The 25,144-nt window shown below is 65.5% G+C and carries 18 protein-coding genes; 7 read left to right on the plus strand and 11 right to left on the minus strand.

The annotated features are described in order from the left end of the window. Nucleotides 1-95 precede the first annotated feature (95 nt). The gene (locus tag JANGC3_RS0112540; protein WP_157406587.1) at nucleotides 96-1,958 is read left to right on the plus strand and encodes a lipase family alpha/beta hydrolase; all 1,863 of its coding nucleotides are present in this window, start codon (nucleotides 96-98) and stop codon (nucleotides 1,956-1,958) included. Here JANGC3_RS0112540 and JANGC3_RS0112545 read toward each other — a convergent pair. Genes JANGC3_RS0112545 through lptF form a run of 4 tightly spaced genes read right to left on the minus strand, consistent with a single transcriptional unit; the run spans nucleotide 1,922 to nucleotide 5,704 of the window. Next, nucleotides 1,922-3,025, minus strand: a complete 1,104-nt coding sequence (locus JANGC3_RS0112545) for a stealth family protein (protein ID WP_017876839.1) — start codon at nucleotides 3,023-3,025, stop codon at nucleotides 1,922-1,924. The genes JANGC3_RS0112540 and JANGC3_RS0112545 overlap by 37 nt on opposite strands. Beyond that, entirely contained in the window at nucleotides 3,025-3,405 is a 381-nt protein-coding gene (locus JANGC3_RS0112550; RefSeq protein ID WP_035787659.1) for a sirohydrochlorin chelatase, read from the minus strand. The genes JANGC3_RS0112545 and JANGC3_RS0112550 overlap by 1 nt, the downstream gene beginning before the upstream one ends. Beyond that, the gene (gene lptG, locus JANGC3_RS0112555) at nucleotides 3,405-4,574 is read right to left on the minus strand and encodes an LPS export ABC transporter permease LptG (RefSeq protein WP_017876841.1); all 1,170 of its coding nucleotides are present in this window, start codon (nucleotides 4,572-4,574) and stop codon (nucleotides 3,405-3,407) included. The genes JANGC3_RS0112550 and lptG overlap by 1 nt, the downstream gene beginning before the upstream one ends. Further along, nucleotides 4,571-5,704, minus strand: coding sequence for an LPS export ABC transporter permease LptF (gene lptF / locus JANGC3_RS0112560; RefSeq protein WP_026132908.1), 1,134 nt, complete (start codon nucleotides 5,702-5,704; stop codon nucleotides 4,571-4,573). The genes lptG and lptF overlap by 4 nt, the downstream gene beginning before the upstream one ends. 69 nt (nucleotides 5,705-5,773) lie before the next feature. On the opposite strand from lptF, the gene JANGC3_RS0112565 reads away from it, so the two are divergent. After that, entirely contained in the window at nucleotides 5,774-7,267 is a 1,494-nt protein-coding gene (locus tag JANGC3_RS0112565; RefSeq protein WP_017876843.1) for a leucyl aminopeptidase, read from the plus strand. A gap of 76 nt (nucleotides 7,268-7,343) precedes the next feature. Here JANGC3_RS0112565 and JANGC3_RS0112570 read toward each other — a convergent pair whose 3' ends face one another. Genes JANGC3_RS0112570 through JANGC3_RS0112585 form a run of 4 tightly spaced genes read right to left on the minus strand, consistent with a single transcriptional unit; the run spans nucleotide 7,344 to nucleotide 8,894 of the window. Further along, nucleotides 7,344-7,775, minus strand: a complete 432-nt coding sequence (locus JANGC3_RS0112570; RefSeq protein ID WP_017876844.1) for a hypothetical protein — start codon at nucleotides 7,773-7,775, stop codon at nucleotides 7,344-7,346. A gap of 34 nt (nucleotides 7,776-7,809) precedes the next feature. Then, nucleotides 7,810-8,283, minus strand: a complete 474-nt coding sequence (locus JANGC3_RS0112575; RefSeq protein ID WP_017876845.1) for a CreA family protein — start codon at nucleotides 8,281-8,283, stop codon at nucleotides 7,810-7,812. Between the two features lie 33 nt (nucleotides 8,284-8,316). After that, nucleotides 8,317-8,505, minus strand: a complete 189-nt coding sequence (locus JANGC3_RS0112580; protein WP_017876846.1) for a DUF1653 domain-containing protein — start codon at nucleotides 8,503-8,505, stop codon at nucleotides 8,317-8,319. A gap of 11 nt (nucleotides 8,506-8,516) precedes the next feature. Continuing rightward, a complete protein-coding gene (locus JANGC3_RS0112585; protein ID WP_026132909.1) occupies nucleotides 8,517-8,894 on the minus strand; it encodes a hypothetical protein in 378 nt (125 codons plus the stop codon). A 592-nt stretch (nucleotides 8,895-9,486) separates the two neighbouring features. Between JANGC3_RS0112585 and xth the strand changes: the two genes are divergently transcribed. Continuing rightward, nucleotides 9,487-10,251 (plus strand): exodeoxyribonuclease III, encoded by a 765-nt coding sequence (xth, locus tag JANGC3_RS0112590; RefSeq protein WP_017876848.1) that lies wholly within the window; start codon nucleotides 9,487-9,489, stop codon nucleotides 10,249-10,251. 122 nt (nucleotides 10,252-10,373) lie between these two features. On the opposite strand, the gene JANGC3_RS34100 is transcribed toward xth, so the two are convergent. Continuing rightward, nucleotides 10,374-14,024 (minus strand): bifunctional diguanylate cyclase/phosphodiesterase, encoded by a 3,651-nt coding sequence (locus tag JANGC3_RS34100; RefSeq protein WP_035787660.1) that lies wholly within the window; start codon nucleotides 14,022-14,024, stop codon nucleotides 10,374-10,376. A 260-nt stretch (nucleotides 14,025-14,284) separates the two neighbouring features. On the opposite strand from JANGC3_RS34100, the gene prpR reads away from it, so the two are divergent. From prpR to JANGC3_RS32665, 4 genes are all read left to right on the plus strand, one after another. Next, nucleotides 14,285-15,919 (plus strand): propionate catabolism operon regulatory protein PrpR, encoded by a 1,635-nt coding sequence (prpR, locus tag JANGC3_RS0112600; RefSeq protein ID WP_026132910.1) that lies wholly within the window; start codon nucleotides 14,285-14,287, stop codon nucleotides 15,917-15,919. 144 nt (nucleotides 15,920-16,063) lie between these two features. Continuing rightward, the gene (locus JANGC3_RS0112605; protein ID WP_017876851.1) at nucleotides 16,064-18,373 is read left to right on the plus strand and encodes a hypothetical protein; all 2,310 of its coding nucleotides are present in this window, start codon (nucleotides 16,064-16,066) and stop codon (nucleotides 18,371-18,373) included. Between the two features lie 66 nt (nucleotides 18,374-18,439). Further along, a complete protein-coding gene (locus JANGC3_RS29195; RefSeq protein ID WP_017876852.1) occupies nucleotides 18,440-19,558 on the plus strand; it encodes a hypothetical protein in 1,119 nt (372 codons plus the stop codon). 168 nt (nucleotides 19,559-19,726) lie between these two features. Continuing rightward, entirely contained in the window at nucleotides 19,727-22,081 is a 2,355-nt protein-coding gene (locus JANGC3_RS32665) for a hypothetical protein (RefSeq protein WP_051068295.1), read from the plus strand. Nucleotides 22,082-22,233: 152 nt separating this feature from the next. On the opposite strand, the gene clpA is transcribed toward JANGC3_RS32665, so the two are convergent. Both clpA and clpS read right to left on the minus strand, forming a co-directional pair. Then, the gene (clpA, locus tag JANGC3_RS0112620) at nucleotides 22,234-24,534 is read right to left on the minus strand and encodes an ATP-dependent Clp protease ATP-binding subunit ClpA (protein ID WP_026132911.1); all 2,301 of its coding nucleotides are present in this window, start codon (nucleotides 24,532-24,534) and stop codon (nucleotides 22,234-22,236) included. Next, a complete protein-coding gene (gene clpS / locus JANGC3_RS0112625; RefSeq protein ID WP_017876854.1) occupies nucleotides 24,531-24,833 on the minus strand; it encodes an ATP-dependent Clp protease adapter ClpS in 303 nt (100 codons plus the stop codon). Before clpS ends, clpA begins: the two co-directional genes overlap by 4 nt. Nucleotides 24,834-25,144 lie beyond the last annotated feature (311 nt).

Below are 25,144 nucleotides of genomic sequence, written 5' to 3' on the forward strand. Positions count from 1 at the left end.
GACTACCGGGACAGGCGATAGTTGTGTATAAGATTAGCTCTTTCAGCTTGCCTAGTTTCCGAAATATGAGTCAGTCGCAAAACCGATCTATCTTTGTGTCGGCGCTTCTCTGTGTCTGCCTGAGCGGATGTTCGCTTGTCAAACTCAAGGAAGAGTCGAAGACCTTCTATTCCTCCACGGTGTTGGCGGGATATGTCTCCAGCGCGGTCCCATGGGACAAACCCATTGTTGTCGCCGCCTACTCGACACGCAATGGCCGCCTGGAAATCGCGCACCACACCGTGCTGCACGAGGCCGGCGGATACGAGCTGATTGTGCAAAAGGGAGAGTACGGCTTGTTTGCGTTCGGCGACGCCAACGGCAACCTGCGGCTGGACGCCGGCGAACCGGTCGGCGACTATGCGCCCGCGCCGGTGCCCGCCAGCGGCACCGGCGCCGTGGTGAACCTCGATTTCGTGATATCGGCCAAGGCGCAAGGCGCCATTCCGCCCGGCACCTCCGTCGCCGCCGCCGCGTCCGGGAACCAGCACAGTACCCAGGTCGGCGCCATCGCCAAGCTCGACGACGCGTTGTTTTCGTCCGAATCCGGGCGCCGCGGTTATTGGGCGCCGGTGGATTTTTTCAAGGAGGTGGGCGGCAATATCTACTTCCTGGAGGAATACGATCCGCGCAAGACGCCGATTCTGTTCGTCCACGGCGCGGCCGGTTCGCCACAGGACTGGAAATACTTCCTCCAGCGTCTGGACCGGAGCCGGTACCAGCCATGGGTTTTCTATTATCCGTCCGGTGCCTCGCTCGACTCCATGTCCTACCTGCTGTACTGGAAACTGGGCAATCTGCAGCGGCGCTACCATTACGACAGGCTCTATCTGACCGCGCACAGCATGGGCGGTTTGGTGGTGCGCTCTTTCCTGGCCAACTACGGCGAGCAGTTCCCCGCCGCCAAATTGTTCGTCAGCCTGTCGACGCCGTGGGGCGGCGACGCGCTGGCCGACAGCGGCGTGGCGTACTCGCCCGCCGTCATACCCTCGTGGAACGATGTGCGGGCCAGCGGCCGCTTCGTGCAAACGCTGTTTCAAAAACCGCTACCGCGCGAGCTCGACTATTACCTGTTCTTCGGCCACGCCGGGCGTTACAGCCCCTTGCGCCCGGCCAGCAACGACGGCGCCATTACCCTGGCCAGCCAGTTGCGCCCGGCCGCCCAGTCCGAGGCCACGCGCGTCTTCGGCTACGACGCCGACCACATCGGCATCCTGTCGTCGCCCGAGGTGTTCGCCCAATACGCCGCGCTGCTCAAGGCGGCCGACAAGCGCGACGGCGGCGGCGACGCCGCGCGCAACGGCAACGTGCGCGTGGCGTTCTCCTACGCCCGGCCGGACGAGCACCCGGCATCGCCGCCGGTTCTGGTGCTCACGCCCACCGACCCGGCGCGCGAGCGTATTGTCTTGCCGATCAGCGCGCGCGACAACGGCCGCGCACTCGGTCCCTTCCCGCCCGGCGACTACAACGTGGGCTTGCTGGCGCATGCGTTCCGGGCCACGCCGGCCAGCATGCCGGTAAGCATAGGCGCCGACGGCGTCGCCGATCTGCGCTTCCTGCTCACCCCGCAGGGCACGCTTTCCGGTTACATCGGCGCCGACGCCACGCCCGCCGACAATCCCGCCGGTAGCTTTCGCCGGCACCGCCGCGACATTCAGATCGAGTCCATCGTGCTGACCAATGGCGAGGACCGGCGCGAGCTCAGGCCGCTCGACGAAACCAGGGACCGCACCGTCGAAAGCTATATGGCGGGCCGCGACTACGTTTTCAATACGTTTTTTTCGTTTGTCGGCTTGAACGAGGGCAGTTATGAATTGACGATCAAGGTCGCCGGTTACCAGCCTTACCGCCACGTCTACCAGGTGGTGCCGGGGAAATATGGCTATTTGACGCCTATCGATTTGAGCGCGCTGAAGTAAGCCGGCTCAGCCGGCGCGCGCCGCCCTTGTTTGTTTGGCTTCGCCAGCGCGCCCACGTCCGCGGTTTCAAACGAGGACGCTTGCGGCAGCAGGCGCTGCAACGTCGCCGCCACGCGCAGCAGGCGCGGGTCGCCGGCCTCGGCTTCGTCGCAGGTGTCGTTGATGCAAAAGAACAGCAGACGGCCGAAATCGGCCTGCAGCGCCGCCAGTTGCAGCTCGGCGCCCTGCGCCCCGCTGCTGATGTGCAAGGGGTCGAGGATGGCCTGGCGCGCGTAGCCCATCTGCACCATCCAGCGCGGCACCAGGTCGGGCAGCAGCGGCGGCACGCGCCACGAGCGGAACACCGTCGAACGCACCTGCTCGAACAGCTCGCCGGCGAGCGCCTCCAGCTCGCGCATCGCGCTCTTCAGCATCGGCCGCGGCGCGTGCGAATACAGCCGCGGCTCGTGGCGGTAGTGCGGATAGCGCCGCGCCAGCCAGTGCTTCGACAGGATCGCCGCGTTGACCAGCGCCGTGCCGTCCTCCTGCAGCGCGTCGCGCTCGGGCACGGTGGCGGTTTCGGCGAACACCGTCAGGCGCTCGCCGAACCAGTTCGCCGGGTCCACCGGCTGGCCGAAAAAGACGTCGTCGTTCAAGTAGATGAAGCGCTCGGCCAGGCCGGGAATGTGGTGCAGATACGATTCGATGTGGCCGGAATCGAACACCGGCATGGCCGCCGCCGGGATCAAGTCGCGGTGGTCGACCAGCGTCAGGCGCTCGGACGGGCGCAGCCAGGCCGGCGCCTGGCGGTCGGTGACGATGTAGACGTGCCCGTGTTCGGGAAAGAATTTTTCCAGCGCGCGCAGGTTGTAGCGCAACTCGCCATTGTCGCGGTAGCGCCCCGAAACGTTGCCGTGCACCGCCAGTTGCCGCGGATGGCGCGCCGTCCAGTCGGCGTAGGCGCGGCTGCGCCGCTCGCTCCAGGCCGGGTCGGCGCCGTCGACCCACAGGTAGACGATGTCGATGCGCGCGGGCGCAAGGGCGGCTCCGGCCGCGGTCGGGCCGGCGTCGGGCAGCGCGCAGCCCATCAGGTGGCGTCGTTGGCGCCGACGCAGTAGTCGGCGATGGCGGCCAGCACGCTGGCGTGTTCGCCGACCGCCTCGACTACCTTGAGGTCAAGCTGCGGATAGTCGCGCCGCAGTTGCTCGACCATCAGCGGCAGGTCGCGCAGCACGTGGCCGCCCTGCCCCAGGAACACCGGCACCAGGGTCAGCTCGGCCACGCCGGCGCCGACCAGTTCGGCCACCTTCTCCGGCAGGCGCGGCGTCATCAGTTCGAGGAAGGCCAGCGAGACGTCGACGCCGGGCAGGCGCGCCTGCGTCAGCGCGCGCAGGCGCTCGAACGGCGCCGCCCAGGATGCGGCGCGGGCGCCGTGGGCGAACAGGATCATCGCGCGTCGGTGCGTCATCAGTGTCTTTCCACCCACCACAAGGCGCCCAGCGCCAGCAGCAGGTACAGCGCACTCGGCGCGATGGCGGTCAACAAGGCCGGCCAGGTGCTCAGCAAACCCAAATGCGAGAACAGGGTGTTGATCAGGATGAAGCTGACGCCGATCATGATGCCGATGAAGATCTTCAGGCTGACGCCGCCGCTGCGCGTGTGCAGGTAGGCGAACGGCAACGCCAGCGCCATCAGCACGAAAATGGCCATCGGGTCGATCAGCTTCTTCCAGAAGGCGATCTTGAAGCGGTCGGTTTCCTGCTTGTTCTCGGCCAGGTGGGCGGTGTAGACCCGCAGTTCGGCGGCCGACATGCGCGCCGGATCGGACGAGGAGACCGTCAGTATCCTCGGCGTGATCTCCGAGACCACGTCCTTGCTGGCGCTCTTCTGGGTGGCGACGGCGCTGGTTTCCTGGATGAAGTTGTTCTTCAGGTTGGCCTCGACCCCGGGCGTGAGCACGGTGCTGTTGGAGAAGCGCGTCTCCGTCACGTCCAGCAGGCGCCAGACGTTGCTGCCCTGGTAGGTCGCGGCGGCGGCGACGGTGATCGAGCGCAGGCGGAAGCTATTGTCGAACTCGTACAGCTTGACGTCCTTCAGCCGGCCGTCGGGACGCGCCTCGCGCACGTTGAAAAAGCGCGCGCCGGTGGCGGCGCCGCTCAGGCCCTCGCTCTTGACGATGTCCTTGGTCCACATGCCGGAGCGAAATTCGCTGGAGACGGTGGTGCCGCGCGCGCTCAGCTTGATGCGCTCGGCGATGGGCGCGGTGCGCGGCGCGATCAACTCGCCGAAAATGAAGGTGATGATGACGAACACCACGCCGATGCGAAACAGGAACCAGGCCGCCATCGCGGTCGACATGCTGGCCGCGCGCATGACCGTGAATTCCGACGTCGAGGCGAACTGCGCCATCGTGTAAATGGTGCCGATCAGCGCCGCGATCGGCATCACCTGGTAGACGTGGCCGGGGATCAGGATCAGCACATACAGGAAGGCCTGGGTGCTGCCGTAGCCGTTCTTGCCGACCAGCGGCAGCTCGCCGGTCAGGTCCATGAAGGCCAGCAGCGCCAGGAAGGCGAGCAGCACGAAGCCCACCGCCTGGGCGATCGAGACCGCGAAATAACGCTGTAAAATCTTCATGTCGATGCCGGTTTGTTCAGGCGGCGGGCGCGTTTCACCGCGCCCAGCAGGACCAGGGGATGGTAGCGGTGGTTGACGTTCAGGCGCCAGGTAAACAGCAGCAGCGCCACCAGCGCCACCACCAGGTGCAGCGGCCACCAGGACGCGCCGAACGACAAGCGGCCCTGTTTCACGCTGGCCTCGACCAGCTTGATCAGATTGTTATAGGTGAAAAACACCAGCAGCGCGATGATCAGGTTGACCGAACTGCCGGCGCGCGGATTGACGAAGCCCAGCGGAATGGCCAGCAAAATCAGCACCAGCGTGGTGATCGGCGCGCTGACGCGCCACAACACCTCGGCCATGGTGTACTGGTTGCGCTCCTTGAGCAGGGCCATCGTGGTCATCGAGTCGACGTTCAGTTCGCCGCCCGGCTCTTGCGCCTTGCTGGCCACGCGCATGCTGTAGCGGTCGAACTCCATGGTCTGGAAGTCGGACTGGCCCGGCTTGCCCTGGTAGCGCCGGCCGTTCTTCAGCACCAAGAAGCGCTCGCCCTTGGCGTCGGTCGAAATCACGCCTTCCTTGGCCACCACCACCGTGGTGCCCTTGGCGTCGAGCGTATTGACGAAGACGTTTTGCACGTTGGCCTTCTCGCCGGAGACGCCCTCGACGAAGAAGATGCGGTTGCTCGACGCCGATTCATTGAACTGGCCGGGCGAGACTTTTTGCAAGTCTTCGCGCTTCTGGAAGCGCTCGACGTATTCATTGCTCTTGTGCTTGGCCCACGGCGTCGCGTACAGGCTCAGCACCGCCGTCAACGCCACCAGCGGCAGGCCGAAGGTCAGCACCGGGCGGATCCAGCGCACCAGGCTCATGCCGGAAGCGAACCACACCACCATTTCGGAATCGCGGTAACTGCGCGTCACCACCATCAACACTGAAATAAAACTAGTGAGTATTAGGATAGTTGGCAGATAATTCAGGGCTGCGAAGATGATTAATGCAATCACATCGCTTGAGTCAACCTTTCCGCCCGCGGCCTCGCCGAGGATCTTGATCAGCGTCCAAGTAACAAAGATGGAAAACAACACCGTGAAGATGCCCCCTGCGGCACTGGTCAGTTCACGTTGTAGGGCGCGATGAAAGATCATTCGATGTATGGGCTTCGTGTCGGTGAGTTAAGTAACATGTTTACTAAGCAAATAAAAACGGAGAAGCAAATGGACTTTAGCATAAAAGCATTCGACACAAAAAACACCATTGTGTCGACCAAAACCGGCTGTGTCGCGGTGGCGGTATTTGAAAACAAACAGCTCTCGCCGGCGGCCAAGGCGCTCGACGGCGCGGGCGAGATCACGGCGGCGCTGAAGTCCGGCGACATCACCGGCAAAGCCGGCACCACCCTGCTGCTGCGCGGCGTTGGCGGCGTCAACGCCGAACGCGTGCTGTTGGTGGGACTGGGCGGCGACGAGGCCGTCAGCGAGAAAAATTTCGCGACCGCGGTGCAAGCGACGCTCAAGGCGTTCGGCGCACTCGGTGCCGCGGACGCCATTATCGCACTACCAATGACCGAAGTGAAAGAGCGCGATGTGAATTGGGCGATCCGTTGCGTGGTGCAGGCCGCGCACGAGGGCGAATACCGCGCCGACACCCAGAAGAGCAAGAAAGACCCGGCCCCGGCCGGCGTGCGCAAAATCGCCCTGGCGCTGCCGTCCAGCGTCGCCGCCAAGGCCGCGCTGGCGCAGAGCATCGCCATCGCCAACGGCGTGGACCTGACCAAGAACCTGGGCGACCTGCCGGCCAACGTCTGCACCCCGACGCACCTGGCCAACACCGCCAAGAAACTGGCGAAGGACTACAAGTTCGACGTCGAGGTGCTGGACCGCAAGCAGCTTGAGGCGCTGAAGATGGGCAGTTTCCTGTCGGTCACCAACGGCAGCGAGCAGCCGCCGAAGTTCATCGTGCTCAAGCACATGGGCGGCAAGGCCAAGGACGCGCCGGTGGTGCTGGTCGGCAAGGGCATCACCTTCGACACCGGCGGCATTTCAATCAAGCCCGGCCCCGGCATGGACGAGATGAAATACGACATGTGCGGCGCCGCCTCGGTGTTGGGCACCTTCCGCGCCATCGGCGAGATGAACTTGAAGCTCAACGTGATCGGCGTCATCGCCACCTGCGAAAACATGCCGTCGGGCCGCGCCACCAAACCGGGCGACATCGTCACCTCGATGAACGGCTTGACCATCGAAGTGCTCAACACCGACGCCGAAGGCCGCCTGGTGCTGTGCGACGCGCTGACCTACGCCGAACGCTTCAACCCGGCCGTCGTGGTCGACATCGCCACGCTGACCGGCGCCTGCGTGGTCGCGCTGGGCCACCACAACACCGGCCTGTTCACGCGCGGCGACGCGGCGCACGACAAGCTGGCCGGGGAATTGCTGGCGGCCGGCAAGAGCGCCGGCGACACCGCCTGGCGCATGCCGATCGAGGAAGCCTACAACGAGCAGCTCAAGTCGAACTTCGCCGACCTGGCCAACATCGGCAGCCCGGGCGGCGGCTCGATCACCGCGGCGGCCTTCCTGGAAAACTTCACCAAGAAGTACACCTGGGCGCATCTGGACATCGCCGGCACGGCCTGGAAGTCGGGCGGCGCGAAGGGCGCGACCGGCCGTCCGGTGCCGCTGCTGACCAATTTCCTGATTAACCGCGTGTAAAACGGCGCTGGCGTATCGTCGGGTTACGCCGTGCCGGCCAACCCGGCCGACGACAATCGCGCAACCCCGCGTGCGCCTAGTACACCACCGAACCGGCGCCCGGCCCCTCAGACGAGGAAGCGGCGCCGGTTTTTTTCATTTCAATCGTCAGCGTGGCCGGATAGTCGTAGCCGGCGCCGGTATCGCGGTCGACCAGGTAGCCGACGCCGAGGGTCAGCACGTTGCCCCACAGGTTGCCGTGCGCCTTCGAGCCGATCAGCTCGTCGGCCTGGCCGACGCCCTCCTTGCGGCAGTCGACGCGCAGCGGTCCGGCGTGCTTGTGGATCAGGACGCGCCCGGGCGTGGTGACAAACCACTTGCCGGCGCCGTTGACCAGAATGCAGCCGGCGCCGGAAAGAGGCCGGTTGTCGAGGATGGTTTGCACCGCCACCTGTTGCTGGGTGGATTCGGTCAAGGTCGAGCAGCCGCCGGCCATGGCCAGGGCCGCGAATGCGGCGTAGCGGAACATGGGGGGGCCTTTCGCGCTGCGCCGGCGGCCGACGCTACTTGACCGGCACCGGCTGGTTGGCCGGCACGGGCACGGCGGTCACGCTGTTTTTCGGGCTGCCGTCGATCAGGCGGTCGGAGTACACCAGGTACACCAGCGCGTTGCGCTTGGCGTCGACCATGCGCACCACCCGCACGTGCTTGAAGAAAATCGAGGCGCGTTCGGAGAACACCTCTTCCTGGCGCGGCAGTTTGCCGTTGAACTGCAGCGGGCCGACCTGGCGGCACGCCACCGACGACTCGGCCTTGTCCTCGGCCAGGCCGACGGCGCCCTTGATGCCGCCGGTTTTCGCGCGCGACAGGTAGCAGCTGACGCCGCCCACCCGCGGATCGTCGAACACTTCGACGACGACCTTGTGGTCCGGTCCGATCAGCTTGAAGGCGGTGTCGACCGACCCTACCGTCTCGGCCGAGGCCAGGCGTGCGACGGCCAACAGCGCCACCGCGCATACCGCTTGTGCTACGCGCATACAGTTCCTTTTATTCTCGCCCGGGGGCGACGCTCAATTGATCGGCGAAAAACGCTGGACGACGACGCCGTCGACGTCGATCCATTGAAAGAAGACGTCCTGGGGACGGGTCCAGATCGAGCCGTCGGGGGCGCGATAGACGATCATCGGCGTCAAGTCCGATTCGAGCGTCGCCTCGCAGACGAACTCGTAGATCCCGCCCTTGTAATGCCGGTATCGCATGGCGCTAGCCTTCAGCCGTCGGCATTGGCGTCGTTGCCGTCGTCCGCCAAGGCCTTCTGCTTCTTCTTCAAGCCCTGGATGACTTTCAAGATACCCTCCATGCCGGCAGCGCCGTCGATGTCGGTGAAAGCGTCCAACACTTCGTTGAGCACCTTGTTGCGCACGGCCGCCTCGTCCGACGTCATGTCGGGCGCGCCCTGCGGCGCGCGCGCCTTCGCGCTCGCGGTAGCCTTGGCGGTTTTGCCGGCGGTTTTACCGTGCGTCAACGCGGCCTGCCAGATCACCCAGCGCCGCTGCGTTTCAAATATCAGGTACTCGTCCGGCTTGTCTTCACGCCGCCGCACAATGTGGCCATCACGCTGCGCCCACGCTTCAAATGCTGTTCGCATTTTCTTCCTTTACAAATGCTACGCGCATGTCTCACTATTAAAACCGCAACATTTCAAAATATTACCATTTATTGGCCCTACAAAACACTTTCTGTCATGTAGTGTTGCGTTTAGTATAGAAAACATGCGGCACCAACCGCGATCCATAATCAGTATATTTCGCTTTTGATCCGATGGTAATGTAATTTACATGCCGCTTTTGCAACTTCAAAAAAAACCGTCGCGGCCTGCGATTACGCTATATAACATAAGATGATATTTTAGTGGTTTTCGGCGTCCCCCTGCGAGAAACTTCACGGCAATCCCGCCCGCCGCCCCTACAAGCGACCTCAAGCACACTGTCGGAGCGGTTTTTACCGCATTGATGCGCAACATGCAAAACTTCCTGTCGCCAACTTGTCAATGTCAGTATTTTATACAACAAATAACTCCCTACTGGAACTGTAGTTTCAATCGTGCGCCGGGTTCGCGACCGATGTGACACGCGGGCGGGCGCCGCTTGCGGTAAGATTCGCCCCATCGGGCGCGCCGCCGCGCGGCGCCGACGCCCGGGCGCGCGGCGCCCGCCCCTCTTTATAAGGATGTTCAAGCAATGAAATTAGCAACCTGGAACGTCAACTCCCTCAAAGTGCGCCTGCCGCAAGTATTGCAGTGGCTCAGCGACAACCCCGTCGATGTGCTGTGCCTGCAAGAAACCAAGCTCACCGACGACAAATTCCCCGTCGCCGAGATCGAGGCGGCCGGCTACCAGGTCGTCTTCAGCGGCCAGAAGACCTACAACGGCGTGGCGATCCTGTCGAAGCTGCCCATCACCGACGTCGTCAAGAACAATCCGCGCTACGAGGACGCCCAGCAGCGCATCCTGGCGGCGACCATCGACGGCGTGCGCGTGGTCTGCGCCTACGTGCCCAACGGCCAGAGCGTCGACTCCGACAAGTACGCATACAAGCTGGGCTGGCTGGCGGCGCTGCACGAATGGCTGGCGGAGCAGGCGCTGCTGCACAGCAACCTGGCCGTGGTCGGCGACTACAACATCGCCCCCGACGACCGCGACGTGCACGACCCGGTGGCGTGGGCCGGCCAGGTGCTGGTGTCGGACCAGGAACGCGCCGCGCTGACGCGGCTGATCGACCTCGGCCTGCAGGACGCCTTCCGGCTGTTCGAGCAGGCCGAGAAATCGTTTAGCTGGTGGGACTACCGCCAGCTCGGCTTCCGCCTGAACAAGGGCCTGCGCATCGACCACATTTTGCTGTCGGCGCCGCTGGCGACGCGCTGCACCGCCTGCGTGATCGACCGCGCGCCGCGCAAATGGGAACAGCCGTCGGACCACGCGCCGGTGATCGCCACCATCGTTTGAGGCGCTCTAGCGCGATGCCGTAGCGCGATGCCGTAGGCCGGGTTAGCCCGCCAGGGCGTAAGCCGACTGGCGTCGGCAGCGGCTCGGCGCTGAGTTCATCAACACCAAGGGCGTGACCCCGTTCAAGCCAGCGGTGCCAGCTTCCGCTCGGCCAGCGCCTGCGGCACCGGCTGCGAGAACAGGTAGCCCTGGGCGTACTGGCAGCCTTGCCGCTGCAGCAGCGCGAACTGGCCTTCGGTCTCGACCCCTTCGGCCACCGCCGACAGCTGCAGGCTGTCCGACAAGGCGATGATGGCCGCGACGATGGCCCGGTCCTCGGCGCTGTCCTCCAGGTCCTTGATGAAGGCGCGGTCGATCTTGATCTTTTTCACCGGGAAGCGCTTCAGGTAGGCCAGGCTGGAGTAGCCGGTGCCGAAGTCGTCGATCGACAGGCGGATGCCCATCGCGTTGATCTGCCCGAGGATCGCCAGCGTGTGCTCGCCGTGCTGCATCAGCGCCGTCTCGGTGATCTCGAATTCGAGCAGCGCCGGGTCGATGCCGGTTTCGTCGAGGATGCGGCGGATCGAGCCGACCAGGCCGCGGTGCATGAACTGGCGCGGCGACAGGTTGACCGCCAGCGGCACCGGCTGCAGCCCCCTCGCCAGCCATTCCATGCTCTGCTCGCAGGCGCGGCGGATCACCCATTCGCCGATCGGCACGATCAGGCCGTTCTCCTCGATGATCGGGATGAAGCTGTCCGGCATCACCAACCCCAGCCCCGGGCGGCGCCAGCGCAGCAGCACCTCCATCGTGTGCAGCCGGCGCGTGCCGGCGTCGACGATGGGTTGGTAAAACAGCTCGAACTGCCGCTGCGCCAGCGCGCCGCGCAGGCTGCTCTCCAACTCGAAATGCTGGGCCGCGGCCTGGTTCATCTTCTGCGTGAAGAACTGGTAGTTGTTGCGCCCGCTGGCCTTGGCGTGGTACATCGCCGCGTCGGCGTGGCGCATCAAGGTGTCGACGTCGGCGCCGTCGTCGGGGTAGACGCAGATGCCGATCGACGGCGTGATGTGCAGAGTGTGGCCGTCCAGCGGGAACGGCGCGGCCAGCGCGTCGATGATCTTCTCGGCGACGTGGCTGGACTCGTCGACGCTGCGGATGCCCGGCACCAGCACGACGAACTCGTCGCCGCCAAGGCGCGCCACCGTGTCGCTGACGCGCACCGCGCGGCACAGCCGGCTGGCGACCTCCTTGAGCAGGCTGTCGCCGGTCATGTGGCCGAGCGAATCGTTGATGGTCTTGAAGCGGTCCAGGTCGATGAACATCACCGCCAGGCGGCGCTCCTGGCGCTGCGCCGCCAGCATGGCCCGGTCCAGCCGGTCCGACAGCAGCGCGCGGTTGGGCAGGCCGGTCAGGCTGTCGTGGTAGGCCATGTGGTGCACCCGCGCCTCGGCCTGGCGCCGCTCGACGATCTCGCCCTGCAGCAAGGCGTTGGCGCCGGCCAGCTCGGCGGTGCGTTCGAGCACCCGCACCTCCAGCTCGTCGCGCGCGCGCAGCACCGCCTCGGCCGCCTCGCGGCGCGCCGTGACGTCGTCGACCAGCCAGACCGAGCGGCCGTTGGCCTGGGCCAGGTCGAAGGGCCGGCCCGACAGGCGCGCCCAGAATTGGCTGCCGTCGTGGCGCATCAGCCGGTATTCCGACATGTGCACGCGGCCGGCGCGGAAGTCGCGCGCGGTCTCGAGCCGGGCCGCCTCCCAGGCCGCCCGGTCCGGATACAGCGCCTGCACCGACAGGCCGGCGATGCCGCCGGGCGGGTAGCCGAACAGCTCCTCCATCTTGCTGTTGCAGCGCAGGTTGTAGCCGTCCTCGACGACGGCGATGCCGAGCACCGCGCTGTCGAGGATGGCCTGGTTTTCCAGCAGCGCGTTGCGCAGCGACTCCTCGGCGCGCTTTTGCTCGGTGCGGTCCTCGATGACCCAGATGGTGCCCTGCGCCGGCTCGTTCGGGTTGACCACGTAGCCGATCAGCTGGGCCCACAGCGTGCTGCCGTCGCTGCGCTGCATCAGCGTCTCGATCTGGAACGGCTTGCCGACCGAGAGCAGCGGGAAGGCGGCCGCGCCGAGGCGGTCGTAGGCCTGCTGCGACGGATACAGCGCCAGCCCGGGCAGGCCCAGGCCGCTGTCGCCGGCGTAGCCGAACATGTCGCCGAAGCCGCGGTTGTAGCGCGTGATCAGGCGGTTCTTGGTAAACAGGATGCTCATCGAGGCGTTGGTCATGATCGCCTCGACCTCCATGCGGGTCTGGCGGCTCTCGCTGATGTCCTCGATGATCCAGATGGTGCCCTCGTCGCTGTGCTCCTGGTCGACCGCCTTGGCGCGCACGCGGCACCAGAACAGCGAGCCGTCCTTGCGCTTGAACAGGTACTCGTCCTTTTCAAAGGGCTGGCCGCTGCCCAGCAGCGGCGCCGCCTCCAGGCCGAACTGGCGGTACACCTCGTCCGAGGGGAACAGCACGCAGGCGGGCCGGCCGATGAGATCGGCGCGGCTGCAGCCGAACATCTCGGCGATACGCGGATTGCAGCTCAGAATCCGCCGCGCCTTGCTGAACAGGATGCCGACCGAGGCGTTGTCGAGGATCGCCTTCTGCTCCAGCAGCAGCTGCTTGCCCGACTCCTCGGTGGCTTTTTGCGCGCTGCGGTCGTCGAAGATCCAAATCGCGTCGCGGTGCGTGGCGCCGGGGTTGATGGCGTAGCCGAAGGCGTGCGCCCAGAAGGTGCCGCCGTCGCGCCGCCGCATCTCCATCTCGGCCTGGTAGGCCTTGCCCGCGGCCAGCAGCGGGCCGGCCTTGCGCACCACCTCCAGGTAGTGCGACGGCGACGGGTACAGCGACTGCACCGGCTGGCCGACGCCGTCGTCGCCGGCCAGGCCGAAGCATTCGGCGAAGCGGCGGTTGTAGCGCAGGATGCGCTTGTCGCGCTGGAAGCCGATGGCCAGCGGCGCGTTGTCCATGATCGCCTGCATCTCCAGCAGGGCGCGGCGCAGGCGGTCCTCGTCGCGGCGGTGCTCGCTGATGTCCTCGAGTATCCAGACGGTGCCGCCGGCGGTGTTGAGCGGGTCGATCGCGCGCCCGTACAGGCGGCTCCAGAACAGCGAGCCGTCCTTGCGCCTGAGTTCGAGTTCGGTGCTGAACGACTGCCCTTTCGACAGCGGCGGCCCGGCCAACCGCCCCAGCGCAACGTAGTCTTGCCGCGACGGATAGACGACGACGCCGTCGCGGCCCTCGAGTTCGTCGCGGCCGTAACCGAACATCTCGGCGGCGCGGATATTGCATTCCTGGATCACGCCAAGCCGGGAGAACAGGATGCCGACGGCGGCGTTTTCCAGGATCGCCCGCTGCTCGAGCAGGGTCTTGCGCAGCGCCATCTGGTCGCGCTGGTGCACGCTGACGTCGTTGAACAGCACGGTGGCGCCGCGCAGGCCGGCGCTGGCCGGCAGCGGCTTGGCCCAGACCTGCACCGCGACGGCGGTGCCGGCGCCGGTCAGCAGGCTGCTGTCCCAGCGCTGCTCGGCGGCGCCGGCGGCGGCCGCCGCCGCGCCCAGCTGGCGCACGCTGAACGCCTGGCACTCGGTGGCGAAGAAGTCGGCCAGCGCGCGCCCGCCCAGGTCGACGCCGAGCAGGCGCGTCAGCGCGGGGTTGACGGCCAGCACCGTGCCGCCGCTGTCGCAGGCGCAGGCCGGCGGGCCGATCAGGTCGAGGGCCGCGGCGATCAAATCTGGATGGGTCGGAGCTCGGTTCATGTACACCACTGCAGCAGTTGAAAAATGCGGCCTGAGGCCCCGGCGCCGCGACGACTCCAGATCATAAACCACATTGCGCCAATTTTGTCAGAATCAACTATTGGCGACCGCAATGCCCGGCGCCCGGGGCCGGCGCCGCCCCCCCCCCTGGCCCGCGGCGCCGTCGTGGCCACGTCGATATCCGGGCCAGGCGTCGCGGTTTTGTTTCGTTTTTTGTTTCATGGCGCAACACCGGAACGCATCTGGCATAAAATTGCACCATGCGCCGACCCGTCCCCCACTCCTCCCCCGACCCGCTCGACAAACCCGTGATCTGGACCGTCTCGGTCTCGCGCCTGTTCGACCTGTTCCGCGACATCACGCTGGAATACGACGACCTGGCGACGATCGAGCCGATCAACCTCGGTTTCGACGACGCCGCCCGCCACATCCGCGAGCGCATGGCCAGCGAGCGCTGCGACGCGGTGATCGCGGCCGGTTCCAACGCCGCCTATTTGAAGGGCCGCCTGGCGGTGCCGGTGGTGGTGGCCAAGGCCAGCGGCTTCGACGTGATGCAGGCGCTGGCGCGGGCGCGGCGCGTGTCGACGCGCATCGGCGTCATCAGCTACCAGGAGCAGATGCCGGAGCTGGCCGAATTCGCCGCCACCTTCGGCTTCGAGATCGCCCAGCGCACCTACGCCACCGAGGAGGACGCGCGGGCGCAGATCAACGACCTGAAGGCGGCCGGCATCGCCGTCATCGTCGGCGCCGGCCTGATCACCGACTTGGCCGAGGAGGCCGGCCTGACCGGGGTGTTCGTCTACTCGGCCGGCTCGATCCGCCAGGCCTTCGACGACGCGCTGGAAATGGCCCGCCTGAGCCAGCTCGAATCGCACCGCGGCCGCCGCGCGGTGGTCGCCGACACCCTGCGCGCCAAGCACGGCCTGAACGACCTGCGCGGCGACTCGCCGGCGATGGAGGCGCTGCGCCAGTCGGTGCTGCTGTACGCGACGTCGCCGGCGACGGTGCTGATCCAGGGCGAAACCGGCACCGGCAAGGAGCTGGTGGCGCAGGCGATCCACCGCGAAAGCCCGCGCAAGCTGGGGCCGAACCGGCCCTTCGTGGCCGTCAACTGCGGCGCCATCGCCGAGTCGCTGCTGGAGTCGGAGTTGTTCGGCCACGAGGACGGCGCCTTCACCGGCGCGCGCCGCGGCGGCCACGCCGGCCTGTTCGAGGCGGCCCACCGCGGCACCCTGTTCCTCGACGAGATCGGCGAAATGCCCCTGGCGCTGCAAACCCGCCTGCTGCGCGTGCTGGAGGAGCGCGAGGTGGTGCGGGTCGGCGGCACGCGGCCGATCGCTATCAACGTGCGCATCATCAGCGCCACCCATTGCGACCTGGAACAGCGGGTGCGCGACGGCCGCTTCCGCGCCGACCTGTTCTACCGCCTGGCGGTGCTGCGCCTGAGCCTGCCACCGCTGCGCGAGCGCCCCGGCGACGTGCTCGGCCTGGCCGAATGGACGCTGAAAAGCGCGCTGGCGGCGCTGGGCGCGCGGCCGCAGCCGAACCTGCACGCCGAGTTGCTGGCCTGCGCGCCGCTGCTGGCGCGCCACGGCTGGCCCGGCAACGTGCGCGAACTGCGCAACCTGATGGAGCGCCTGGCGCTGTTCCTGGCGGCGCAACCGCTGCAGGCGCTGACGCCAAGCTTTGTGCTGGGCGTGGCGCCCGAGCTGGCGCAGCCCGCCGCGGCCCTGGCGGGCGCGTGGCCCGGCGCGCCGGCCGCCAGGGCGGCGCCGGAAACGGCCAGCGCCACGCTGGCGCGCTTCGGCGGGCGGCGCGACGCCGCCGCCGACTATCTCGGCGTCAGCCGCACCACGTTGTGGCGCAAGCTGCGCGCCGAGGCCGGCGGCGCCTGAGCAGGGGCCGGCGGCTCCATGGTTGCCAAAAACAGACACTTTCCGCGTCCGTCGATCGGTCAATGGTCAAGCGCCGGCAAACGTCGTATATTGGAATCTGGCAACACAACGACCAACACGACACCGCTCACAGGGAGACCCCACATGCACCAGCAACGCGCCCGCCTTTTCAAACTCAGCACCATCTCGCTCGCCTTGGCGCTGGCCGCCTGCGGCGGCGGCGGCTCCTCAAGCGTGACGCCGGACCCGGTGGTGAGCGCCTCGCGCACCGTCGCCGGCACGGCCGCGAAGGGCATCATCAAGGGCGGCACGGTGAAGGTGTTCGCGGTCAACGCCGACGGCACCCTGGGCACCACGGCCTTGGCCTCCGGCACCACCGGCGCCGACGGCACCTTCTCCATCAAAATCGCCGCCGACCTGCTGACCTTCGTCGTCGAGGTCAGCGGCAACGCCAGCGCCACCACGGCCGACGAGGCCACCGGCGAGGACCTGCCGATCGGCGAGGTGTTCAAGCTGAAGAGCGTGGTCAAGCTGGGCGGCGCCGGCGAAACGCCGTACTCCGGTTCGGTCAGCCCGCTGACGGACATGGTCGCCAAGGCGGCCGCGGGCGCCGCCGGCGGCCTGTCGGCGGCCAACATCGCCAGCGCCAAAGCCGGCTTCACGGCCTTCTTCGGCTTCGACCCGGAGACGGTCAAGCCGGTCAACTCGAACAGCCCCGGCGCCGCCACGGCGAGCGCCGCCGAGAAGCTGCAAAGCGTGATGCTGGCGGCGATTTCGAAAATGGCCAAGGACGGCTCGCTCGACTGCGCCAAGCCGACGCCGGCCGAGAAACTCAGCTGCGTGGTCGGCAAGATCGGCGCGATCGGCGCGATCGGCGCCGGCGGCCTGACCGTCAACGACACGCTGACGGGCGCCATCGACGCGGCCGCCGCCGAAGTCGTCGGCGACCCGGCCATCAACAAGACCGGCACCACCACCGTCGCGCAACTGCCGAAGGGCACCGTACCGATCGTCGCGCCGGCGGCCAACCCGATTGCCGCGGCCACGCGCCTGTTCAACAGCCTGCGCAGCAATATCGGCGCGCTGAGCAAGGCCGACAAGAGCGGCATCATCGACCTGCGCGCCGACGGCATGCGCGCCGACTTCGACAAGGCCACCGCGCCGCTCGACGACGACCTGGCCAAATGGGTCCAGCTGACCACGCGCGGCATCGACTTCCTGCGCGACTACCAGGCCGGCCACGCCGCCACGACCAACATGCCGATGTACGCCGGCGGCAAGCGCATCGGCGGTTGCGGCGTGTACCAGGACGGCAACGCCAGCGTCGCGGCCACGGCGGCCGGCAACGCCGTCTCGGTGGCGTGCTCGATCGTGCGCAAGAACGTCCCCGGTTCCTTCAGCAGCGGCGGCGGCCACAGCACCTTCAAGCAGGTCACGGCGGTGTTTATCATCAACCCCGTCGCCGGCAGCAGCACCGCCTACACCTACTCCAGCCGCGCGCGCATCGAAACCCTGTTCGACGGCGTGCGCGACCCGGCCAAGGACGTCCCCGTGGGCGCCTACGGCAACGCGCAGAACCGCGCGCTCGGCGACATCCAGTACGTGAAGACCGGCGACATCGTCAACAACATCACCTTCAGCGGCATGATGCCGGCGCGCACCGACGCCTACGGCGCCGCCCTCAGCGACCACGGCCTGTGGAGCATCGCGGCGAGCCGCACCGCCGAGGGCAACAAGCTGTTCAAATACGCGCTGGCCGGCTCGATCACCTCGATCAAGGACGGCCAGCCGGCCGGCAAAGTGAGTATCGCCGACGACTCCTTCCTGCGCACCGAGGAACAGGTCGAGGGTAGCATCGTCACCACCGGCGTCAAGGAATTCTCGCTGGGCTTGGAGGCCGAAGCCGGCGGCAGCAAGGTCGCCGGCAAACTGGTGCTGTCCGAAGCGAAGGCCGACAAGAGCGGCTTCGACTACCAGCCCACCAAGATCGCCTTCACCGGCAAGCTGAGCACAAGCAACGCCGAGTTCTTCACCGGCGCCCTGACGTTCGCCCAGCCCAATTTTAATCTGTACGACTCGACCCAGCCTGCGTCGGACGGCAACGTCGCGATGGAAAGCGCGACGCTGGTCGGCAAACTGAGCATCCCGGACCGTCCGGCGCTGATCGTCCAGTTCAGCGGCACCCGCAGCCGCGGCGCCACCGAGAAATTGAACCTGACCGGGCAGTATAATGACGGCACCAACCTGGTCAACCTCGGCCTCAGCGTCGTTGGCGGCGGCAGCGGCGGCGGCGACCAAAGCGTGTTGACGATCTCCAGCGTCGACGGCGTCGCGCTGACGCTGACCGGCGCCGACACCGCCGACGTGCTCAAGGACGGCGTCAAGGTGGCCGTGCTGAACACCAAAACCGGCCTGATCAATTTCACCGACGGCAGCTTCTTCTCGCTGAAATAGGTCTTTTTTTGATTCAACCGAACCTGGCGGCCTCCCCCGCCAGGTTTTTTTATTCTTGGAATGTGTATGCGCAACGATGTATTCGCCGTATTACTGCTGGGCGGCGCCAGCTGCCTGCCGGGCCAGGCCCACACCGCGCCAACGCAGGCCAGCGTGCTGGCCGGCTGGGCGCCGTATGTCGAGGCGCGCCTGTGGGAAGCCTACGACGGCATTCCGATTCAACAATTCGAGAGCGACTGGGCGGTCGGCTTCGCGCCGCGCGCCGGGCGCAACGTCATGTTCCAGCGCAACCGGATCGAGGCCGGGGTCGAAAAAGGCCCGTGGCGGCTGGCCTTTGAATTCCGCCAGGAGGCGGCCCTGCGCACCACCGGCGAGACCATGCAACTGGTGCACCGCTACAAGCAGCGCATCAAGCTGGCCACGCCGACCACCTTCGACGTGGACGCCGCGGCCGAGGGCTGGTCGGCCAAGGGCCTGCGCGCCAGCCGCTGGTTCGAGCTGCCCGCCCCGGGCGCGCGGGCGCCGCGCCTGAACCTGGCGCTGGCGCTGTACGGCACCCCGCGGGTGCGCGACAACACCTTGTCGGGCCAGGTCGCCGGCGGTCCCGCCGACGAGTACACCTTCCGGGTGGCGCAGACCGACGTGAACAGCCGCTACCGCTATCCCTTTATGAGCGAGAAGTTCGGCGGCTCGGGCGCCAGCGTGTCCGCCGCGCTGGAGTGGCCGCTCAGCGACGACACGCGCCTGAAGCTGAAGCTGGACGACTTGTGGAGCCGCATGACATGGCGCAACGTGCCGCGGACGCAGCAGAGCGTCGACTCGGCGGTGGCCCACTACGACGAGCAGGGCTATATCAATTACCGCCCGCTACTGAGCGGCCAAAACAGCCAGGTGAGCAAAACCGCGGCCATCCGCCGCTCCGGCGCGACCGCGCTCGAGTCGCGCTTCGGCGCCTGGGGCGCGGCCTTGCAGATCGAGCGCTACGCCGGCACCACCATCCCAACCGTCACCGGCTCGCACCAGTTCGGCTGGGGCAAGCTCAGCGCCAGCGTCGAAACCCGCTTCCGGACCCTGGGATTGGCCGTTGAACGGGGCGACTTCCATGTCGCGCTGCAGGCCGACCGGCTCAAGCTGAGCGAGGCCAAATCGATCGGGCTGAACCTGGGCTACCGTTACCAGTTTTAAACGGCGGGCGCCGATGCGCGGCGGCCATCGGCCGTCGTTCGCCCCCATTGCACCCAAATACAACAGTTATCAAACATATCAGATTATAATATTTCCATTAAGCATGGAGTATTGTATATTTACACGCCGTTAAATTATTGCAATAAATATCTAATTAAAGAAATTACAATGAAAAAAAATCAAGCCGGCCTGTTGGCCCTGAGCGCGCTATCGCTCGCCCTGACGACATTGAGCGGATGCGGCAGCGGCGGTGGCGAGGCTGCGGCTCCCCCGACCGTTGTAGCAGCCCAGCGCACGCTGCAGGGCACGGCGGCGAAAGGCATTATCAAGGGTGCGCAAGTGCAGGTGTTTGCCATCGACGCGGCCGGCAACAAGGGCGCCCTGCCGATCGCCAGCGGCGTAACGGCCGCGGACGGTAGTTACACCGTGGCATTGCCGGCCGACGTGCTGGTCTTTAGCGTCGAAGTCATCGGTGGCGCCGGCGCGATGATGGCCGACGAGGCCAGCGGCAAGGATGTCGCGCTGCCCGCCGGCTTCAAGCTGCGCAGCGTCGTGAAACTGGCGCAATCGGCGCAAACGAGCATCACCAGTTCGGTCAGCCCGTTGACGGAAATGATCGTCCAGGCCGCCGAAAAAGCCGGCGGCCTCTCCGCCGACAACATCGACAACGCCAAGCGCGGCTTCGCGGCGGCCTTTGGTTTCGATGCGGAACAGGTCAAGCCGGTCAATTCGAACAGTGCCGCAGCGGCAAGCGCGTCGGAAACGGAAAAACTGCAAAGCCTGTTGCTGGCGGCGATTTCCAAAATGGCCCTGGACGGCAAGCTCGGCTGCTCCGCCGCCGAACTGAGCGAGCGCCTCGCCTGCGTCGCCAAAGGCATTGGCGCGCTCGGCACGCTCAAGAACGGCAAGCTGGAACTGGACGCCAACATTCAAGGCGAGCTGCGCCAGGCCTTGACCGATGTCGCCGGCGACGGCACCATCAACCAGACCGGCAACGCCTCGGCCAACGGCTTGCCGTCGTTCCCGCCGGTCACTCCGGTCACGCCGGCCACGCCGGTGCCGCCGGTTACGCCGGTACCGCCGGTCACACCTCTGCCACCGGTACCGCCAGTCACGCCGCCATCGACGGATGTTCAGCTGGCAAAAAAACTGTTCGCCAGTTTGCGCACCAATGTGAATCTGTTCGGCACCGCGGGCGTTGAATCGGACTTGGAGCTACGCGGCGACGCCATGAAGGCCGATTTCGACAAAGCCATCGCGCCGCTGGATAAAAATATCATCGACTTGTTACAAGTAAGCAGCAAGGGCTTGGATTATCTGCGCGCGTTCAAGGCGGGCGAGGTCTACAGCCCCTATTTCTCGCTGTACGAGCGGAACGGCGGCCACAACACCTACCTCGGTGAGTGCCAAGTCCTCAGCTCGGCCAGCGAACTCTATTACGCGCGGGGGCCGGAGGAAGCCCATCACATCAAGTGCTACACGCCCTACCTATACCTGGCCGGGCTCTGGGATGACTCCGGCTATCATTATCAAACCCTTCTCAGATCCATGGCGCTTACACCGGTTCCAGGCTCCAGTACCGCGTATACCTACCGTTCACGGTTGATCAAATTGACCGACTGGCAGGAGAACACCGCAATTCCCCTCGGCAACTATAACAACGCCGACGGTGCCGCCATCGGTACCATCGACTATGCCAAATTTGGCGCGCTCGTCAGCAAACTGTCGGTGTCGGGCCAACTGCCCGCCCGCCATGACGCATCCGGTGTCGCTATCACGGACCACGAATTGTGGGATGTGACGGCCACCCGCAGCGCCGAAGGCGGCGACGTCTACAAATACGCCTTGTCCGGCGAACTCGCTTCTGTCAAGGGCGGCGTCCAGGTCGGCAAAGTCAGTATCAAGCCGGGCTCCTTCGCCCGCATCATGGAGCATGTGGAGGGCGACAGCGACCGTCGCAACGTCAAGGAAGTGGCGCTCTTGCTGTCGGCCGAATCGGGCGGCAGCAAAGTCGACGGCGCATTGGCCTTGACCAAGCCGATGGGGGACAAAAACGGCCGGGCTTACCAGCCGACCAGCCTGGCGTTCAGCGGCAGCCTGGCCACCAACAAGGCCGAGTTTTTCAACGGCACCTTGAGCTACGACCTGGCCGGCTACAACAGGTACGACGTGCGGCAAGCCGAATCGGCCAGCAACTTCACCAAGAAAAACGTCACGCTGTCGGGCAAGTTGAGCATGCAGAACCGGCCGCAATTGTCGCTCAGCGTCAGCGCCAACCAGACCGCCTTCCAGCGCAGCAGCGCCGTCGGGCAATACAGCGACGGCAGCGCGACGATCAACGTCAGCGTCAGCGACGCGTCGCCGCGCGTGACCCGGGTCGCCAGCACGGACGGCGTGGCGTTCGAGTACAGCGCCGGCATGCAAACGGTGAATGTCATGAAGGCAAACGCCAAGGTTGCCGTCATCAATGTCGGCACCGGCATCATCAACTACGTCGACGGCGCGTTTGAATCGCTGAAGTAATTCCCCGCAATGCGGGGGGGCGGCCCGGCGCCTAGCGCCGGGCTTTTTTTCGCCCTCTTTTCCACGCCCCGGCCGGGACGCAAGGGCTGTCCATGGACGAAAAAAAACCCGCGCCACGTCGGTGGTGCGGGTTTTTTGTTGCGTCCTGCGCTTTATTCGACTTCGACCGTCTCCGGCGCGCTGGCCGGCGGCGCCGCGTCGGACTCGGGGAACTCCAGCTTGACCTGGTCCTTCTCGTCGAGGTCGACGGTGACCTTGCCGCCGCTGACCAGGCGGCCGAACAGCAGCTCGTCGGCCAGCGCCTTGCGGATCATGTCCTGGATCAGGCGCGCCATCGGCCGCGCGCCCATCAAGGGGTCGAAACCCTTCTTGGCCAGGAACTTGCGCAGCCTCTCGGTGAAGATCGACTCGACTTTCTTCTCGTGCAACTGCTCTTCGAGCTGCATCAGGAACTTGTCGACCACGCGCAGGATGATTTCCTCGTCCAGCGCGCGGAAGCTGATGGTCGCGTCGATGCGGTTGCGGAACTCCGGCGTGAACATGCGCTTGATGTCGGCCATCTCGTCGCCCGCCTCTTTCGAGTTGGTGAAGCCCATCGAGTGCTTCTGCAAGCTTTCCGCGCCGGCGTTGGTGGTCATGATGATGATCACGTTGCGGAAGTCGGCCTTGCGGCCGTTGTTGTCGGTCAGGGTGCCGTGGTCCATCACCTGCAGCAGGATGTTGAAGATGTCCGGATGCGCCTTCTCGATCTCGTCGAGCAGCAGCACCGCGTGCGGCTTCTTGGTGATCGCCTCGGTCAGCAGCCCGCCCTGGTCGAAACCGACATAGCCCGGCGGCGCGCCGATCAGGCGGCTGACCGCGTGGCGCTCCATGTATTCGGACATGTCGAAGCGGATCAGTTCGATGCCGAGGATGAACGCCAGTTGCTTGGCCACCTCGGTCTTGCCGACCCCGGTCGGACCGGAGAACAGGAAGGAGCCGATCGGCTTGTCGGTCTTGCCCAGGCCGGCGCGCGCCATCTTGATGGCCGACGACAGCGCCTCGATGGCCGGTTCCTGGCCGAACACCACGTTGCGCAGGTCGCGGTCGATGGTCTGCAGCTTGCTGCGGTCGTCCTGGTTGACCGTTTGCGGCGGGATGCGGGCGATCTTGGCAATGATGTCCTCGATCTCGGCCTTGCCGATGGTTTTCTTTTGCTTCGACTTGGGCAGGATGCGCTGCGCCGCGCCGGCCTCGTCGATGACGTCGATGGCCTTGTCGGGCAGGTGGCGGTCGTTGATGAAGCGCGCCGCCAATTCGGCCGCGGTGGTCAGCGCCGACGACGAATACTTGACGCCGTGGTGTTCCTCGAAGCGCGACTTGAGGCCGCGCAGGATCTGCACGGTCTGCTCGACGGTCGGCTCGTTGACGTCAACCTTCTGGAAGCGCCGCGACAGCGCGTGGTCCTTCTCGAACACGCCGCGGAACTCGGTGTAGGTGGTGGCGCCGATGCACTTGAGCTGGCCGTTCGCCAGCGCCGGCTTGAGCAGGTTGGAGGCGTCGAGCGTACCGCCCGAGGCCGAACCGGCGCCGATGATGGTGTGGATCTCGTCAATGAACAGGATGCCGTTCGGGTTGTCCTTCAATTGCTTGAGGACGGCCTTGAGGCGCTGCTCGAAGTCGCCGCGGTACTTGGTGCCGGCCAGCAGCGCGCCCATGTCGAGCGAATAGACGACGGCGTTGGCCAGGATTTCCGGCACTTCGCCCTGCGTCACGCGCCAGGCCAGGCCCTCGGCGATGGCGGTCTTGCCGACGCCGGCCTCGCCGACCAGCAGCGGATTGTTCTTGCGCCGGCGGCACAGGATCTGGATGACCCGGTCGACCTCGTCCTCGCGGCCGATCAGCGGATCGATCTTGCCCTCGGCGGCGGCCTTGTTCAGGTTTTGCGTGAACTGGTCGAGCGGGCTTTCCTTCTGCTGGCCGTCGACCGGCGCCTCTTCGACGCCGTCGGAAGCCTTCTGCATGTCGACCTGCTGGTCCTTGCGCACGCCGTGGGAAATGAAATTGACCACGTCCAGGCGCGTCACGCCCTGCTGGTGCAGGTAGTAGACGGCGTGCGAATCCTTCTCGCCGAAGATGGCCACGAGCACGTTGGCGCCCGTCACTTCCTTCTTGCCGTTCGACGCCGACTGCACGTGCATGATGGCGCGCTGGATCACGCGCTGGAAACCCAGCGTCGGCTGGGTATCGACCTCGCCCGTGCCGGGCACGGTCGGGGTGTTGTCGCCGATGAAATTGGTGAGGGTTTTGCGTAGGTCTTCGATGTTGACCGCGCACGCACGCAACACTTCGGCCGCCGATGGATTATCCAGCAGCGCAAGCAGTAAATGCTCGACCGTGATGAACTCGTGCCGTGCCTGCCTCGCCTCGACAAACGCCATGTGCAAACTTACTTCTAATTCCTGCGCAATCATACTTCCTCCATCACGCACTGCAGGGGATGCCCCGCCTTGCGCGCATGCGTTAAAACGAACTCCACTTTGGTACACGCTATATCTTTAGAGAACACGCCGCACACTCCTTTGCCGTAGCGATGCACGCTGAGCATGATTTGCGTCGCCGTCTCGCGATCTTTGTTGAAGTACTCCTGGATGACCGCCACCACGAACTCCATCGGCGTGTAGTCATCGTTGAGCAGGGCCACCTGGTACAGGGGCGGCGGTTTCAGCGTCTGCCGCTCCAGCAGGGTTTCGGTGTCATGCTTGGTTGCCATACGCTTATTCTAATGCTTTCAGGGTGGATGCAAAGCGCAAAATCAGCGCCATTCCGATAGTTTTTAATCTTACGCGCTTTCTCGACTCTGCGCAGATGGCGACACCATCTATAAAATCAAGAGTTGCGTTTCAGCATGTTGTGAAAAAATTAGCAAAGATGCGAGAAAAGCGCTTGACTTCAACTTTTTTTCCGCCAACAATGCGTTATCGACTAGTGCAGAAATGTACAGGTTGGTAAGAAGTGAGGCGTCGAGGAGGGGGCAAAAAGCTTCTTGCTTTTATGGCTCGTGTGATTTGTTTTTATTTGAAA

It is taken from the genome of Janthinobacterium sp. CG3 (assembly GCF_000344615.1).
Lineage (GTDB): Bacteria > Pseudomonadota > Gammaproteobacteria > Burkholderiales > Burkholderiaceae_D > Janthinobacterium.